We start from the raw sequence: 17097 nt of genomic DNA, 5'->3' as shown, positions 1-17097 counted from the left end.
CTAAATAGAAAAAATAATCATACAAAATAATTAGTCAATATAATTATTTCTTAATTCTACCTAAAACACTGTCAATACCTTTCACAATAGATTCTATCCAACTCATCTCCATTTCCTTATGCGTCTTGTAGGGCCAGTACCAACTGTTATACATCAATTGAGATAAAATTATCCCACCAAGTAACCCCAAAATACCAAGATCAAAAAGTTCCATAAATGCAAGAGATATCACAAGACCTATTGCAGAAGATAGAATGAAGCTTTTTACATAGATAATACGATTAGTACAAGAGAAATAAGATGTATAACAGTTCCGATAGTAAATAACAAATTGCATAATACTTGCACCCCAAAGAACTGTATCAGAAATAACAAAATTAGGCTTAATCATATTTAACAATGGTAGCCCAACAAGCCATAAACCAAATATACCAACCCAGTAAATCACAATAAATAATGTCACCGAAAAAGAAAATAATTCTCTTAAACGAGGCTGATCCTTAGTGATATATGCATTTTGAAAGGCCGGTTGATATGTATTATATAGTGTACTAGCAACAACAGCTACTGCAGTAGTCAGTTGAATAGCAATGGAATACATACCAGTTTGTGCCAAACTTAAATAAAATGATGAAATAATAATAGTTGCTTGAGTTAATATATAATTAGATATAGATACAATCCCATCTCGCCACGCATTATACCAAATAGTTCGGAATATATCTGCTGTAGATGTAGTAACAAGATTTGTAGCAAATCTCAATTTCTCACCAATATGCTCATATTTATAAAAATATCTATGCCCAAAGAGCTTAAATCCAAGACCATATATAAGGTAGCCTATACTCGCCCCAATAATACCAAATCCCAATAAAAGTAAAATAATCGTAAATACCATTTGCAATAAACGAGCATAAACAATACTTTTATTAGCCAATGTAATAGCACCTACACCTCGAAGAAATGAGATATAGTAGCTGTAATAAAGATTTAAAAAAATTCCAAACCCATACGCTGCCCATGCGATATAGGCTTCCCAGCGAGAACTAGGACTAACTAAGCTACCTATATAATACATTCCTAAAGTGTACATTAAGACTAAAGCACTACCACCTAAGATAGCATAAATCGATTGACAAGCTTTAAGGACAGCTTTTAATAAGGAAAAGTTAACTTCTTTTGATTCAGAAAAAGCAACATGCTTTGCTTTAAGTTCTTGAGCACCACTCCAACAATACGTTATATTACGAGCAAAGGTAATGGAAAAACCAAAATCAAATAGTAAAGCAATAGATCCTATACTAATAAATACATACCATAGTCCCACCATATCAGGTGTAAAGAAATAGATATAAAGTGGCAATAGTAAGAGATTTACTGCCATCGTGAGAGCCATACTTCCATAAGACCATAAAACATCTCTTTTTTTGATGGAAATATTCATAATCTACCTCTTTGGTTACTTTATCTTTACTCGATAACCTACGTAAATAAATAGACCTATTAAACCAATAATAACAAATTGATAAAATGCTAATAATGCACGGATACGATCATCATAGCCCGCCCATACAAGTGATACTAGTTCAGTAAGAAAAATAGCTGTCCAAACATGAGTCCAAATATCGCCATTAGAGCGACGTTGTAAGTATTCATAGGCTAATGAAAATAATGCAGTCACTATAATACTCATAATAATAACACCCAAAATACCGAAATCTTCATACCAACGCCCAAATAAAGATAATGTATTGCCAAATTTATCAAATTCATGATAAGCCATTCGTGCTGATTCTGGTAACAAGCCAAAATTAATCAATTTATCATATACATCTGCAAAACTAGATTGTCCGAAATAAGTAGTGCGTGCTGGCTCCCATATATGAATATTCAACGCATAAATACCACCGGCTAATAATTCAGTAACCCGTTGCAATGTTACATTATTACCATCATGGCGACCTACTAATATACCATAAAGAATATATAAAAATGGGCTAATTATAGTAATAGGAATGAGTTTAAATAAAAATCTTTTAACTTGATCAAAATATTGCTCTTTAACTAGGAGAAATAAATACGTCAAAATCATGAAGATAAATATTTCGATAGCTGGTTGGCGTGCACCCATAGCAATAGAACTACCAATACAGAAAAAAATAACTATTGTAAGAAGACCCGTTCCTTTAAAAATAGGCTTATTTAAAATAACGCCATTATATATAGCTACATAAGCCGACACATATGTTATGGCCCATGCAATCTTATAAAATTGAGAGTTAATAAATATAAATCGTGTATCATTAGGATGTAATTGAGGATATAAAATAATATCTCTATATTGAGTCATACGACTAACATCACTATCACCAGTCGTATTAATGAATACACAGAATAAAGAAAATAAAATAAAAAATATCATATACATAGATATGTATTTATATCGAACTGAAAGATTTACTATCCCCACTAAAGGATAGCGATTACTGTCAAAAATATTCTCAATAGATGTTGGGTCTCCCCAATTAATTTTAGCCCATCTCTGCACACCATAACCAGTGCCTAAAATAGCCCCTCCACCAAGAGCGATTACTATAAAGGTATAAAAGTAAAGTTCTGTTCCCATTTCATATCTATACCAATATCCCAAAGCAATAACAATCGTTAAGGATAACAATGTAATCATTGTAGGGGATATGATAGGCAATTTAAATTTCTTATAGCCTAATACTACATATGTCACATACGATACTAGTAATAATAAATAACAGTCCATTTATTCTTCCTATCTCTCTATCTCTCAAAAATATGTAATATAGAATCTAATACAACCGCTACTGAGATTCCCTGCATGCATTTATTATTAGTACATGTATAAGATTGATCATATCCTAAACATGGTGAACATTCTATGGCATGATGAATAATCTTACTATATGGGCCAAATGGCTTTACAATAATTGGATCCGTACACCCAAAAAGTGTTAACGTAGCAGTTCCTTGTATAGCGGCTGCATGAATAAGCCCTGTATCTACACCGACAACAAGATCTGCTTCTCGTACCACTTGAAAACTCTCTTTAATAGAGTGTTTTCCTATAAAACTAACAATACGTGAATCTAATTCATCGTGATAAGGTTCAATCATCCCTTGTTCCATTGAGCCACCAATAAAGATAACCTCATAACCCCGTTGAACTAGTTTATTTCCAAGTTCTACCCAATTCTTAGTCGGCCATGACTTAAGACTTAATGCATAAGGATCATGTAATTTTTCATTCGCTACATGACCTGAGCCTATACAAAAAACGATAGATGGATGATTAATTATGATTGGTTTTAATACAGGATTCTTATCAACAGAATATGATTCACGCTGCATAACAGTTGGCTCAAAACCTAACTGTTTCAATATATCATTTTCTAAGTCATATATATAATAACTATCTGGACGATTTATAGATTTTTCATAGGTAGCACCATTATATGGATTATGCGCACCTATAGTAGTTTTGCAACAAAAATTTATTATCTTACTCGGCCATGATGACATATACTTAGAGCTAAAATGTTCAAGTACAATACCATAATCGTAACTATGATAACCAACTTTCAACAAAAACATTAAGGAATGAAATGGTTCATTCTTGGTATAGTAGTAACAATGACGAATATCCCCTTGTAACTCCACCATCTTTTTGTTTAGACCTATACGTCTTTTATCACTACATGTAAACATATCAATGACTGCTGTTGGATCTTGCGATTTAATACTCTGAATGAGCGGCATGGCAATAATAAAATCACCAATACCTGGAGCAATGTAAATAAGATATGTATTCATACTAATTCCTATATATTATTTAATAAGCACCTTTTGACTTCACAACCGCCAAGACGGTTTTCAACAAATACACAATATCAATCCATATGGACCAATTATGAATATACCAAGAATCCATTATCGCTCGTTGTTCAAATGTTGTATCACTACGACCACTTACTTGCCATACACCGGTGAGCCCTGGTAATACTAACTTATAATCCTCAATATAGCTGTTATATCGTTCTACTTCATTGGGTAATAATGGTCTAGGTCCAACTAGACTCATATCCCCAATCAATACATTCCATAGTTGGGGTAGTTCATCAATACTTGTTTTTCGGATTATTCTACCTATCTTAGTAACTCGAGGATCATTCTTTAATTTAAAATTCTTTTGCCATTCTATCTTTTCACTCTCATGAGTATTTAAGTATTCTTCAAGTATGGTATCTGCATTTTTAACCATAGACCTAAACTTATAAAAATTAAACTCTTTTCCATTCTGTCCTATTCGTTTTTGTTTATATATAATAGGTCCTTCTGAATCTAAATAAATAATAACAGCTATGAATAGCATAAATGGTAATATAAAAACCCCACCACATATAGTAACCACAATATCAAATATACGTTTGATAATACGATTAGACTTGCGAGCTAGATTATTTTGTACACGCAATACTACCGCCTGCTCTTCCATCATGCCACGTGCTGTAATATTACTTGTAGGTAAACCAAATAATTCAGGAACAAAGGCCACCCGTTTTACTAACAATTGTAATTGATTTATTAAAGAAACCAATTTTTTTGGTTCAAGTCCGGGAGCACAAATCAGTACTGTTTGAACGCCTGTATCTTTAATAACCCTTTCTACATCTTTAAAGGCTCCAAGGCATGGGTATTCTTTAGCGATGGATGATGATTTAGGATTATCATCTACATAACCAATAATCTTATAGGTAGTAATCGGCATGCGATCTAAAGCCCTCTTTACAAGTTCTGCAGTCTTACCCGCCCCAACGAGAAGGATAGGAATTGTTAAATATCCTGTTTTTGAAAGTATTTTTCCTACAATAAAACGCTCGGTAAAGATAAATACGAGCATACATATATAAGCAAAAGCAACAAATAGACGAGACACATCATTAATGACATGTCCTGTGTACATGAGAACAATCGATACAACAACCCCTATGGTAATGCTGCGAAATAAATTTTTCATCGTATCCCAATAAGGTGTTACCACAGAATAAGCATTATTAAGCAATAATATAGTTAAAAATACGATAGGCACAATACCATATACGTAAATTTCTTCTACCTTAAAATTTGAACTTACCGGTAAAATTGATAAGTTTAAACGCAAATAATAGGCTGCTAATGTCCCCAAAACAATAGCAATATAATCTGCTATAAGCACTATGAGCTTACTTATAAATAACTTTTTATTATTGTTATTACAGATAGAACTATTCATACTAATACCCCAAATTATAAAAAAGGGTTGTTTTCTCAATCTCAAAATGTTAAGAAAACAACCTCTCTAGCATGCGAATACAATGTACCAATATTTACATATATTGTATCATATTTAAATATGTAAAACTATAAAAACATAGACTTCACCTGTCTTTTATGTAATTATTTATCCTTTAAGTCTATTTTGATCATACTTAATTATCTATTAAGTAGTAATTAAAAACCTTCCAGTACAACTATTTGATTCTCAATTATCTCGTAATTGAAGCATCGTAGCTAACATAAAATACATGATACGTATTCCTGAAGAATTATCTAAAGTATACTCCACTTGGCCAAATACAAATACATAACAAATAACGGCAATCATAGCGCAAAGACTATAAGGATCTCGCTTCTTAACCCAGATCACAAAATTATCAACAATAATAGATCCATAAAAGATGAGAACCCCTAGTAGACCTAACAGACCAACCTCACCAAGAAGTTGAATAAAATTATTATGTGCATGATATAAATGTTGATTTTCCGTTGGTAATCGATAGGATGCTTCATATATAGTACGCCACTGTCCAATACCAACACCTGTCACAGGATGATCTTTAAACATATTAATAGACGATGTCCACACATCAAAACGACCTAAGTTGGAACCATCTGTGGTCGTATTGGTAATGGATTCAAATCTAGCCACATAATGTGGCTGTGTACTAAAGCCCCATACAACTCCACCTAATGTAGCAAGAACTGCTATTACATAGACAAAACGCTTTATCAAATACGGCAGGGATACGATAGGTACCATAATCATATTAAAGAGCCAAGATCCTCTACTTTGATTACCATACATACCAAAACCAACACAGCCAAGTGCCCATAAAGCGGATGCTTTCACATAGCTAGGAAAGGCCGAATCTAATAAAATGACGCAGAAAATAGGTACTAACATAACCATGAGACCCGATATGGTCAACACACTACTACCAAATCCCCATCCTCTATCAGTCATTCCTGAAACATGTTGATAAAAGGCTACTAAATTATCAATACCAAAATCCACAAAAAATACAGCAAGCATCGTAAATAATGTTTTCTTATCACGAATACACAGGGCGATAACGAAAAATACAGGAATCCGCCACAGCCAAACATTGATAAATTCAGGTAATCCTACAGCTATATTGTTCGTTAATACTGCGGAAGGCAATAACAATAACAACATTAGAGCAAACGTTTTACTATATTTTTTGACATAGGACGGAACATATAGGTCATGCCTATGTTTCCAAATATAGAAAATACTTAACAAAATAGCAATAACATAAAATACTTGACCAGCTGCCATGGATAGCCTTGTAAGGCACACCATTAACGTAATCATAATAGCAATCCATGACTCTAAACTTAACTTTAATACTACTCTCATAGTAATTCTCCCTTACAAATAATATAAATCTATATATATATGATGGATTGAATTAATGCACGATGGCTGTAGTCCTCATTTGCATTCATTAAACCTTGATTATATTGCTCTTTATGATGCTGTAAATTCTCTACAAACGTTTGAATCCCCTGTCTGATGGAGTTTACATCATCTAAATTTAAAAATTCCCCAATGGAATACTTTTCTAATACCTCTGGATTAATTTCTGGAGATATAAGAACAGGTTTGTGAAAGCCAATAGCCGTAAATAGCATAGCTGCCCAGTGATAGCGATATCGTTCAGCCCCATAGGGCAATAATAGAGCATCTACACTCAACAATGCTGTATCCCAGTCTTTCCCTATCAGACTGGCATGGATGAATTTAATATTACTATACTGGTTATATTTCTTGATGATAGACTCAAATAATATCCCATCTTCAGGCTTTACCGTTGCCCCTTGAACGACGAGTTGTACCGAGTCATCATAATTAAGCGATACAAAGGCATCTATAAAGCGCTCAATGTTTTTCTCTTTTCTAAACTGACCAAAGAAGCCTAATTTTATCGGTTTATTCGTTGATATAGGAGTTTCCAAATTAACACCTATACAAGTTGTAGAGTTCGCATCTTTTTTGTCTTGTATACTAGTATTGCCTTGTGTAACACAATTTCCTTGTTCTCCATTCAATTCACTCGATGGCAAGAACACAGGAGGCAAAATTTTACGGACTCTTGGTAGATCAGGGCGCAACATATCATCGCGCAAAGAAATAACATCGAGGTACACGTTTTTATATGCATTAGCTCGATGGGCTTGCTTAATAAAGCGATCCATTTCGCCCTTGCCAATGCCATGGAAGATAACGTGTACTGCTGCCTTACTGTCCTTTAATGGCGTGTCTAACAAAGCTTTAATATAGCGATATGTCCCTGTGGGAATGATCAAAGCATCTATATTATGTTCTTTAATTTTTTCTGCTGCTGATGTGAACCAACTGCGGCGACGACGTTCTCGCAAAATGGATAAAAATGGCTTCTTCCATTTAGACGCCCCCGCATAGGTCACTACCTCTCCCCCTTCTAAGTAGACTATATCTACTCCATAGTCTACTTTGAAAGGAAAGTTCTCCGGCACGAATAGTACTGGCTCATGACCTTGACGCTTCAGTTCATTGATGAGGATGCGATCAAACTCCACCTCATGACCAGCAGGCATGACAATACTTTCTAAAATTGCTACGCGCATAGCACACCTCTAGGCCTTTACGTACGGTTTTATGTTTTCTTGAATCATAGCCTCATACTCATCTAAAAGAGCATAGCGATTACGATATTGGCTACGTTTTTGTGATTTAATCTCTTCCATAGATTTGCGTTCTTCTTCAAGAGGAATGGTGAAGTAATTTGGATCGGATTCCAATACTGTACCACCGATATCCTCCCACAAGGTATCTAATACGGCTACCTTTGATTTATTGCCGCGCACCATATGTGAATTTGCATAGAAGCCTTCATCAGATACAGCAAGTATGGATTCTACTTGCGCAGCACGACCGATTTCACGAATCAAGAAGGTAATGAAGTTCTTAGGACGGTAACCATACATCTTTTTCGTAATCTTCTTAGCTCGCTCAAGTCCATCTTTATAACCTTGAATAGTACCGATAACAAGAGTTCTCTCTCCATTAGGGCCCTTAGCAAAGCGAATATTTGCATGATATACACCCTTATCTTCGAGCAAGAGCATAACCGTCAAGAAGCCTTCCTTACGTTGTCCCGGCTCGTAATATAGATGAGCAGACATATCGAGCTCATCGGAACTCCAAAGGGTAATACCCCGTTTTTTATCGAAATAATCAAACTCCGCTTCGTCTACATACATGAGCTGAATCGCTTCATCCGTAAACACCTCTTGTAATATGGTGAAATGCTGGCGAAGTGCTTCCAAGCGCCACTGTGGTGTAGAGTTTTTTATTAAAAACATACGGCTCATCAATTCATAGAGACTTGGATGTTTTTCCAACAGCTTTGGATCTGCCGTATAGGACTTAAAGAAGTTTTCAAATTCCGTAACCGTTGAGTCATGACGACAAGAGCGCATTGTATGTAAGAAGGTGCGTCTCGTTTCACGCCATGTGCGTTTGCCATATATAGTACGGCCTATGTGCCAATGTTTTCCAAAATTGCCTAACATAATGCTCCCTCTATTACAATTTACCCTTGGATTTTAGTAAATAGTAAAACTTTACATATTTAGTCATCGTATAAAAGTAGTGATTGACGGATAAAATAAAGCCCATCTTCCCATCGAGAATACCGCCTTGTAAGAAGTACACCTTGATGAAAGCCCAGGTAGGACGCAGAATTATATCCTTGATAAAAGAACAGCTTTTACCATTATCACGATATTTTTCAGCAGATAATGTGGTATAATTGTTGAATTTATTGAAATATTGATGCCAATTATCGTAGGTATAATGGTACATCGGATGTTGTAATTTTTCTGTTGGATATGGCGTAATAATCGCAGGATGCACGTAGCCTTCTACATAGCTACCCTCTTTAGGCATGAGGCGAAGCACATAGTCTGGACGCAATACACCATGTGTAGCGTGGTTATGATGGAATTTATTGCGCCGTTGAATCCAATACGCTTTATTAGGTTCGTTTACAACGATAGCTTGAATTTCTTTCGCTAGAGGCTCAGAAATGCGCTCATCCGCATCAAGGAATAAGATCCAGTCGGACTTAGCCTGTTCAATACCAAAGGTCTGCTGCGTACCCCAATCGCCATTCATGGCGTGTTGTACAACACGAGCACCCATTTCTTCGGCGATTTTTACGGTGTCATCGGTGCTGAAATCATCGATAACTAAAACTTCATCGGCAAACTGCACAGACTCAATGCAGTCATGAATATTATGTTCTTCATTTCTCGCTAAGATTATTACAGATACAGTTGCCATAGTTTTACCTTTCACTTACGAACGTACTTGTTTTGCTAAATACGATAAACGAGCCCCTATTTTATGAATCCAATCGGCACGACCAAAGGACCATAAAAAAAGCTTATATTTAGAATTTAATAGTTTGTAGGATGCATCATTACGATAAGTTTCAATCATTCTTTTACATTTATCATAATACACTTGATTACCCGTTGGCTTTGCATAGTAAGCTGTTAAACAGGATAATACGGCTTTCATCAATAAACTATTGCAATCATCAACATATGGTAATTGATGATCTATAGCATATTGCAAGCGTTCCTCGTAACCGAGCACAAAATCCCATCGAGATTTCGGATCAAAAGAAGTTTGAGTAGTTGAATTAGGATTAAGTCGATAATAATACAAACAGCGATTAATATGACCCACCCGTTTTGTATTAGCGATAAATAAATAAGATACAGCAGAATCTTCAAATTTTCGGCCTACAGGGAAACGCACATCGCTGATAACTCTTCGCTTATACAATTGACTCCATACAGCAACAAAACAATCGTACATAGCCATTTTTAGCGCTTCATCTCGATTAAAAATTTCTAATGACCCGTCATTGCACCCTTCGATATTGGTGTCACCATTATTTCTGAAAGCAGTGCATTCTATGATATCTAAATCATGTTCTGCCATGAGCTTTAACATATCTTCATACATAGTAGGTGCAATGTAATCATCTGAGTCCACAAAGCCAATATAGTCACCATTAGCCGCTTCTATCCCCGTATTACGAGCAGCACTAACTCCAGCATTCTCTTTGTGAATGACCTGTATTCGCTCATCATAGGCTGCATACTTATCGCAAATATCACCACTAGCATCTGTAGAACCATCATTTACTAAAATGATTTCCAAATTCATATACGTTTGGTTTTGAATGGATTCAATACATTCTGCAACATAAGATTCCACATTATAAACGGGTACAATGACCGAAATTAACTCCATTCCATGCTCCTCTTACAACATGTACTAGCCAAACTAGTTTTACAAACTCTCAAACTTATATAGTTCGTTCTAGCTAAATATCATTAGCTAAAATGTTCCTCACTTAATGTTATTTCCATGTTTAATGCGCCATGCTGCGAGTTCGCGCATGTTTTTAATCATATCTCCATAGGATTGAGGCATGCTCGCACTTTGTTCTAACACTTTGCCACTTTTATCAAGATATAGTCTATGATTAAATACAAATTTCTCTTGTGTAAACAAACTTGGCACCATCGCTTTATAAGTTTGACCAGGTCGGCCTACCAATTCCGCCAAGGTTGGAATAATTTGAATGCTCATGCCGAATGCATTAGGTGCAAGCCAATCTTTATGAATACCACGACCATAAAAAATAATCGGAATTGTAGATGCCACATTAGGACCTACTTCACGAGCAAAGTTAAAGCGTTCGCTATGGTCACCTGTAATGACGAAGAGTGCAGAAGGATCTGCTATTTCTTCGCGAGCGATAAAATCACCCATTACGTGGTCTGCGTACCAAATATGGCCCATTTCGTTCAATTGCTTATCGTTTTCTTCGATAGAATCTGGCAAATGCCCTTTTACCTTATTCACATCGTAGCCTTCCTTACCCACATTGATGCTATACGGTGGATGATTAGACGTGGTCATGATAACATTGAGAATTTTTTCCCCTCTATGTTGATCCATGTAGGCAGAAATAGCTTTAAATAAATATTTATCACCTACACCCCAAGCGTTGCCGTCTTCGCTTGGCATTTCAGAGGCATCGTGGAATTCATCAAAACCTTGAGATAAAACAAAGTTTTTAACATTTTGCCATGTGCTAAAGCCACCATACCAAAATACAGTCTTGTAGCCTAGCTTTTTCATAACAGGACCAATGCCTAAACCGTAAGGTTCTTTGAAACTTTCACCTTCATAGTTAGGATATAGCCCTGTATCAGGCATCCCTGTCAACAAACCATTGATGGCTGGCATCGTGCCTGTGCCTTGGGCAAGAGCTAGTTGCGTGCTCATCGCTTGAGGGCTGGCAGCGTATTTACGACCTTGCTCAACGAGGTACGCACCAGGCTCGTTATATTCAGCAAGGAACGGCCACAAGCCATAGGATTCTCCAAGAACGAGGTTTATAGACTGCGGTTGATCCGCTAATCGTTGTGTCGTAATGGTTCTCGTGAAAGAACCGTCAAAATTTGTACCGTTAAACTTACCACCAACGGAAGTGATTTTTTCGTTTAACTCTTGAGGTGTTAAGTTGATAACCTCCAGCTCAGCCGTCCGTTTCGCAATGCTTTTAACACGATAGAGCGCTTGTACATCATCGAGGATATTTTCGTTTAACAGATTTGAACTAAGACGGGCTGCACTTTCCCAGTTGATAGAATTTGTATAGCTGAAAGCACCGCCAAATCTAAAGAATAGACCTAATACGCCAATAGCGACAGTCAATCCAATGCCCGTCATCCATTGCGTTTTCTTCGTCTTAGGATACCAAGTAGTACAAAGTCGTTGATGATCTGCAGAATCACTATTTCTTACATTATCCGCATCATCACCATTCCTTAGGTCAACAGCGTAATCACTATATTTCTTGGCTCCCCACTCTAGGAAACGAACTAAAAAATAGCAAAGCGCTGCGCTCAATACAACGGCTCCAACGATGTACATTAAAGCGTTATATTCGTTGATAGCTGTATTTACAATGGCGCCGATATCATCGTTTTTACCGTTGATGAGCATCGCATTGTAGGAAGAGTTAAATATCTTGTAGAACGGAATGCGTCCCAAAAACAGGAAGGTCAACAATATAGTCGCAATGGAGTAGAGGACCTGTTTAATGCGCAAGGACGGCCATTTTGGCACAAAGGTATGTACCAACGTCCCCCCTAAAAAGCCTAGTAAACACAAAGAACCGACGGTCTTGAGACTCAATCTAAATCCTAGCCATAAGGATGTGAGGATATTCTCCATCGTCACGGAAGCTAGTTGTGATTGAAATACTGCAAGAAACACGATTCTAAATGCAGTCAACAAAACAGAGAAAAAGATAAATGCCTTAATCTCTGTTCGTATGCCTTCAAATAATCGCTGCCATCGGTTCATCATTAACCCCTAACTGTTGAATCGTATAACCAAATTGTTAAATCACTAATCCAACTATATTGTTACAAACGTAACAAAACTACATAACTATACTGCCTAAATGATAAATAAAATAACATAAACTACTTATATATGCTACATATATGCTTCGTAATATGTTACGTAATATTCTAGTAATTACATAACTATCAATTAACTTGGATATTTCTTACATTTAGGACCTTTACATCGTTTGCATTTACCGCATCCACGGTCGATAGTCCCAGCACTTGCTGATTTCTTCGCACTAGCACTCTCCTTGGCCATCTTTTCAGAGGCCTTACTATTCCATACGGAAACTATCGATTCTACTTTTTTACGGATTCATCCTTTTTAGATTTTTTATCCTTTTTCTTGTCTTTCTTCTTATCTTTTTTCTTGAAAGTATCAGCCAAGAAGACTGTTTTTAACTTATCATTTAAGACTTTAAGCTTCTTTTCAGCTTTGTCTTTCTTTTTCTTTAACTTTTCTTCGTCTTTAGAGCGTTTTTCTTCCTTAGACTTCTTGTGTTTTTTCTCTTTTTTATCTTCTTTAGACGTTTTATCTTTCTTAGATTTTTTCTCGCCTTTGGACTTTTTGTCTTCTTTGGATTTCTTATCCTCTTTAGATGTTTTATCTTCCTTGGATTTTTTATCTTCCTTAGATTTCTTATCTTCAGAACCGTTGATACGCGCCCATTCATCATCAACGCGTTTCAATTTCTTTTTAAGAAGCTTCTCCATCTTCTTATTTGTTTTATCGGACTCTAAACCGGCTTTACCAAATAATAAAGCATTCACCGCCGTGTATGGATCGATAGAGGACATATCCTCATCATCCACGTTAGCTGCCTCTGATTTCTTATGTTTCGATAATTCATCAAGACCATCTACATCTAACGCTTCATCTTCATCTAAATGATGAATTGCTAAACTTTCAACGCCTTCTAATGGTTTTACATCAAGGTGCTCAATCGCAGTATCTTCAAAATCTGCTATTTCCTTACCGGAGCTTTCACCAAAACCAGTAAAGAGGCCGCCTATAGATTTTAATTCGTTCAATTTAATATGGTTCATGCCCACCGTAGAATCATGATGCACAGGAACATCAGATAATTGTACCTGTTCCATAGCATATGCATCATCATTATGACTCGCACCCTTGCCAAGTCCAGATGTATTAGAAATGACGATATCTTCCTTATCGTCGCCTAGCACATCGCCAAATAAATCTTCTTCTAAAGATTCGTAAGAATGCAATAAGGCCATACGTTTTTGAACATCTTCAATTTGATTCCACAAATCAACGAGAGAAGATGTATAGTACACCCGTTCTTTTACCTCTAAATAAGCTTGGTAAACGATAGATAATTCGGTCTCATTAAGACCTTCCTCTGCACCAATTTCTTCAATCATTTGTTGAATCTGTTGATCTCGGTCATATCGTTTAATTAACGCTTTACGAATGCGTTCAATCAACATTGTATCGATGAGTTCCATATGCACCTCCTGTATTCAATACACTCAGTCCTACCCGCTACATTAGCGTATACGAATCAATGTATAGAATCATAAAAATGAATTGATTTTATAATCTCTAATATATTATTATAGCAGAATTTATCTGCTTTTTCCTTAATAATATGTGTAAAAGTTCCTTAAAAATAGAATAAAACCTCAATTTAAATACGTTCCTAATAGTATGCATTTCATACTACTAAAACACTATTCAAACCGAGGTTATTTAATCAAATTTATATACATCATATTCATATATAAACTTACTATATTAAAATCTTATATTTATTTGTTACATCAATCTAATATGTATTGCATCCATCGGATTTTTAACTATTACATCAAAATATATCTAATTGTTACATAAATGTCTTTAAAGGTCTTAAATTATTTTATTATAAAAGTCTTAAATTACTGCACTAAAACAAGTTAACTGAATAGACGAGAATTCGTTCCTTTGTATCGCTTCCTTCAAAGAGGTCACTACAATCAATAGGTTCCTCTTGTTCCAAGCGCACATGGTTATTTAAAAAGCTCTCCACCTCTTCATTAACATAGTAGAAAAATAACTTAATCTCCCGAGGATTATGATATAGCGAATCAAAAATATTTCCTAATACCCGCTTAATCGTATGGAGTGCAAAGGGATTAAAGAAAAAGCATCGATCAGCCTGATCTGGCAATTCATACAGCGCTGCATCACCTAGTACAAAGCTTACACGATTACGAGTTGCCGGGCTTTCACCATTAATTAAAGCCTTTTCATAGAGCCGTTCATCGTATTCGATGCCTATAGAATGGCAGCCCGTTTGGTAAGCCATGAAAATACTCACTCGGCCCTTGCCACTACCATAATCGATGAGCGTATTTTTCTTGCGAATATGACCACTATTTGCTAAACGCTCCAACACGCAATAATCCGTCGGCTCGTACGGATGATGCTCCGTATCGGAACGACTATCATCGCGACCAGAGGTTTTAATTTGTAATACACTTTCCCACTCTTGCTCTGTTGCCATCTATATAATCCTATTATGAAGCCTAAATTATATGACCTAATACTGATATTAATCTTAATTTCTATACATACTATACCCTTATTAGGGTACTATTTACTAGTCCAGTAACACCTATAGTATATAACAAAAGCATCCACATCGGGTGCTTTTGTTATATGAAACACTTATTAATGTCGATATGGTATACTAGGAGTAATATTTCTATTATTCTCATGTGCAGAATTATATGTCATTAAAAAGGAGTATCTACTTACATGGACAGTGATCTGACCTTAGATTTTATCATTATCATCGTATTAATCATTGCAAATGGTTTATTCTCCATGACGGAGTTAGCCATTGTAAATGCGAAAAAACGTAAACTTGAAGAGTTAGCAGAATCAGGCAATGAACGCGCGAAAACAGCCTTTGAATTATCAGAGAACCCAAATGAAATGTTCTCTACCATTCAAATCGGCATCACCCTCGTAGGTATTTTAACTGGTTTGTATTCTGGTGCCACCTTCTCTAGTCCATTAGAAGAAATTTTAGTATCAAATATTCCAAGCATCGAACCATACGCAGCCTCTGTGAGCTCCTTCATTATCGTTGCTATCATTACCTATTTATCCCTCGTTATCGGCGAACTTGTGCCTAAACGCTTGGCCTTAAATAGCCCTGAAAGCATTGCCGTTGTAGTAGCAAAACCAATTTACTGGCTATCTGTGGCGTTGAAACCAATCGTTAGCTTCCTCGGCATTTCCACAGAATTCCTCTTAAAAATTCTAGGCGTTACTGTAAAAGAAGAAGCCCCTGTTACAGAATCTGAAATTAATAAAATGCTTACCGAAGGCGTTGCCATGGGTGCTTACGAAGAAGAAGAACCTATCCTCGTAGAAAATATCTTCCATCTTGCAGATATGAACGCAGGTGATATAATGACTCCTCGTACACAGCTCAAATGGATTGATCTTAACGGCACGGAAGACGAGATCATGGGGGTCCTCAAGAATGCCAACCATTACCGCATTCCTGTAGGTACCGATTCCTTAGATGAATTAAAAGGTCTCGTTACCGTATCCGATGTATTAGTTCAAATTATGCAACGTCCTAGTGAAAGTTCCATTCATGATATCATCAAAACTTGTTTGAAAGAACCGGTTCTTGTTCCTGAATCCATTTCACTCATGAAATTATTGAACGTTCTACGTACAGAAGGCGTTCATGAAGCAATTATACTCGACGAATATGGTGGTTTTACTGGCCTTGTCACCTTGCATGACATCATGGAAGAAATCGTAGGCCTTATGCCTTCCGGTGAGGAAGAAATCAAGGAAGAAGAAAACAAGATCATCGAACGCGATGGTGCATGGCTCGTAGATGGCCTTCTCAACGTAGATGAATTTAAAGAATTCTTTCACATCGATCAAGAATTACCAGGTGAAGAAGACGACTTGTACAAAACTATGGGCGGTCTTTTAAACGTCCTCTTCGGTCGTATTCCAAAGGAACTCGACAAGGCAAAATGGAACGGCTATACCTTTGAAGTCATCGATATGGATCATACTCGTATCGATAAAATCCTTGTAACCTATGAAGAACCTATTGTAGAACAAGAAGAAGAAAAATAAAGCTCAAATAATATAGACAAAATCTAAAGAAGTGAGTTCTCTTACTATGAACTGTACCCCAAAAATTGGACATATTTTTGGATACAGCTCAATCAATAGAGAACTCACTTTTTTTGCTA

At 36.1% G+C, this 17097-nt stretch carries 13 protein-coding genes; 1 reads left to right on the top strand and 12 read right to left on the bottom strand.

All coding sequences use genetic code 11. The features are described from left to right. Positions 1-43: 43 nt before the first annotated feature. The 12 genes from wzx to FNLLGLLA_RS00065 form a co-directional block, all read right to left on the bottom strand. The gene (gene wzx / locus FNLLGLLA_RS00120; protein ID WP_156697402.1) at positions 44-1444 is read right to left on the bottom strand and encodes an O-unit flippase-like protein; all 1401 of its coding nucleotides are present in this window, start codon (positions 1442-1444) and stop codon (positions 44-46) included. Between the two features lie 15 nt (positions 1445-1459). Next, positions 1460-2776 carry an O-antigen polymerase gene (locus tag FNLLGLLA_RS00115; protein WP_156697401.1) on the bottom strand — a complete coding sequence of 439 codons (1317 nt, stop codon included), beginning with the start codon at positions 2774-2776 and terminating at the stop codon, positions 1460-1462. Positions 2777-2793: 17 nt separating this feature from the next. Further along, positions 2794-3843 carry a glycosyltransferase family 9 protein gene (locus FNLLGLLA_RS00110; protein WP_156697400.1) on the bottom strand — a complete coding sequence of 350 codons (1050 nt, stop codon included), beginning with the start codon at positions 3841-3843 and terminating at the stop codon, positions 2794-2796. 19 nt (positions 3844-3862) lie between these two features. Beyond that, positions 3863-5302, bottom strand: a complete 1440-nt coding sequence (gene wbaP / locus FNLLGLLA_RS00105) for an undecaprenyl-phosphate galactose phosphotransferase WbaP (RefSeq protein ID WP_156697399.1) — start codon at positions 5300-5302, stop codon at positions 3863-3865. Positions 5303-5551: 249 nt separating this feature from the next. Then, the gene (locus FNLLGLLA_RS00100) at positions 5552-6730 is read right to left on the bottom strand and encodes an O-antigen ligase family protein (protein WP_156697398.1); all 1179 of its coding nucleotides are present in this window, start codon (positions 6728-6730) and stop codon (positions 5552-5554) included. Positions 6731-6759: 29 nt separating this feature from the next. Then, positions 6760-7980, bottom strand: a complete 1221-nt coding sequence (locus FNLLGLLA_RS00095) for a glycosyltransferase (protein ID WP_156697397.1) — start codon at positions 7978-7980, stop codon at positions 6760-6762. A gap of 9 nt (positions 7981-7989) precedes the next feature. Further along, positions 7990-8928 (bottom strand): VirK/YbjX family protein, encoded by a 939-nt coding sequence (locus FNLLGLLA_RS00090; protein ID WP_174892117.1) that lies wholly within the window; start codon positions 8926-8928, stop codon positions 7990-7992. 13 nt (positions 8929-8941) lie between these two features. Next, complete coding sequence (locus FNLLGLLA_RS00085) at positions 8942-9700, bottom strand: glycosyltransferase family 2 protein (protein ID WP_174892116.1); 759 nt, start codon at positions 9698-9700, stop codon at positions 8942-8944. Between the two features lie 15 nt (positions 9701-9715). After that, a complete protein-coding gene (locus tag FNLLGLLA_RS00080) occupies positions 9716-10684 on the bottom strand; it encodes a glycosyltransferase (RefSeq protein WP_174892115.1) in 969 nt (322 codons plus the stop codon). 99 nt (positions 10685-10783) lie between these two features. Beyond that, positions 10784-12817, bottom strand: coding sequence for an LTA synthase family protein (locus FNLLGLLA_RS00075; protein WP_174892114.1), 2034 nt, complete (start codon positions 12815-12817; stop codon positions 10784-10786). A gap of 344 nt (positions 12818-13161) precedes the next feature. Beyond that, positions 13162-14331: a transcriptional regulator gene (locus tag FNLLGLLA_RS00070; RefSeq protein WP_156697393.1), complete on the bottom strand. Its 1170-nt coding sequence runs from the start codon at positions 14329-14331 to the stop codon at positions 13162-13164. A 437-nt stretch (positions 14332-14768) separates the two neighbouring features. Further along, complete coding sequence (locus FNLLGLLA_RS00065; protein ID WP_156697392.1) at positions 14769-15368, bottom strand: class I SAM-dependent methyltransferase; 600 nt, start codon at positions 15366-15368, stop codon at positions 14769-14771. 254 nt (positions 15369-15622) lie between these two features. Between FNLLGLLA_RS00065 and FNLLGLLA_RS00060 the strand changes: the two genes are divergently transcribed. Next, positions 15623-16978 (top strand): hemolysin family protein, encoded by a 1356-nt coding sequence (locus FNLLGLLA_RS00060; protein WP_156697391.1) that lies wholly within the window; start codon positions 15623-15625, stop codon positions 16976-16978. Positions 16979-17097: the final 119 nt, after the last annotated feature.

The organism is Veillonella parvula (genome assembly GCF_902810435.1).
Lineage (GTDB): Bacteria > Bacillota > Negativicutes > Veillonellales > Veillonellaceae > Veillonella.
Note: the sequence above shows the minus strand (reverse complement) of the source record. Positions and strands in the feature narration are given on the sequence as shown.

Coding starts and splice junctions, on each gene's coding strand:
- FNLLGLLA_RS00090 (WP_174892117.1), bottom strand. CDS start 8,928: ATGTTAGGCAATTTTGGAAAACATTGGCACATAGGCCGTACTATATAT.
- wzx (WP_156697402.1), bottom strand. CDS start 1,444: ATGAATATTTCCATCAAAAAAAGAGATGTTTTATGGTCTTATGGAAGT.
- FNLLGLLA_RS00080 (WP_174892115.1), bottom strand. CDS start 10,684: ATGGAGTTAATTTCGGTCATTGTACCCGTTTATAATGTGGAATCTTAT.
- FNLLGLLA_RS00110 (WP_156697400.1), bottom strand. CDS start 3,843: ATGAATACATATCTTATTTACATTGCTCCAGGTATTGGTGATTTTATT.
- FNLLGLLA_RS00100 (WP_156697398.1), bottom strand. CDS start 6,730: ATGAGAGTAGTATTAAAGTTAAGTTTAGAGTCATGGATTGCTATTATG.
- FNLLGLLA_RS00115 (WP_156697401.1), bottom strand. CDS start 2,776: ATGGACTGTTATTTATTATTACTAGTATCGTATGTGACATATGTAGTA.
- wbaP (WP_156697399.1), bottom strand. CDS start 5,302: ATGAATAGTTCTATCTGTAATAACAATAATAAAAAGTTATTTATAAGT.
- FNLLGLLA_RS00095 (WP_156697397.1), bottom strand. CDS start 7,980: ATGCGCGTAGCAATTTTAGAAAGTATTGTCATGCCTGCTGGTCATGAG.
- FNLLGLLA_RS00060 (WP_156697391.1), top strand. CDS start 15,623: ATGGACAGTGATCTGACCTTAGATTTTATCATTATCATCGTATTAATC.
- FNLLGLLA_RS00085 (WP_174892116.1), bottom strand. CDS start 9,700: ATGGCAACTGTATCTGTAATAATCTTAGCGAGAAATGAAGAACATAAT.
- FNLLGLLA_RS00065 (WP_156697392.1), bottom strand. CDS start 15,368: ATGGCAACAGAGCAAGAGTGGGAAAGTGTATTACAAATTAAAACCTCT.
- FNLLGLLA_RS00070 (WP_156697393.1), bottom strand. CDS start 14,331: ATGGAACTCATCGATACAATGTTGATTGAACGCATTCGTAAAGCGTTA.
- FNLLGLLA_RS00075 (WP_174892114.1), bottom strand. CDS start 12,817: ATGATGAACCGATGGCAGCGATTATTTGAAGGCATACGAACAGAGATT.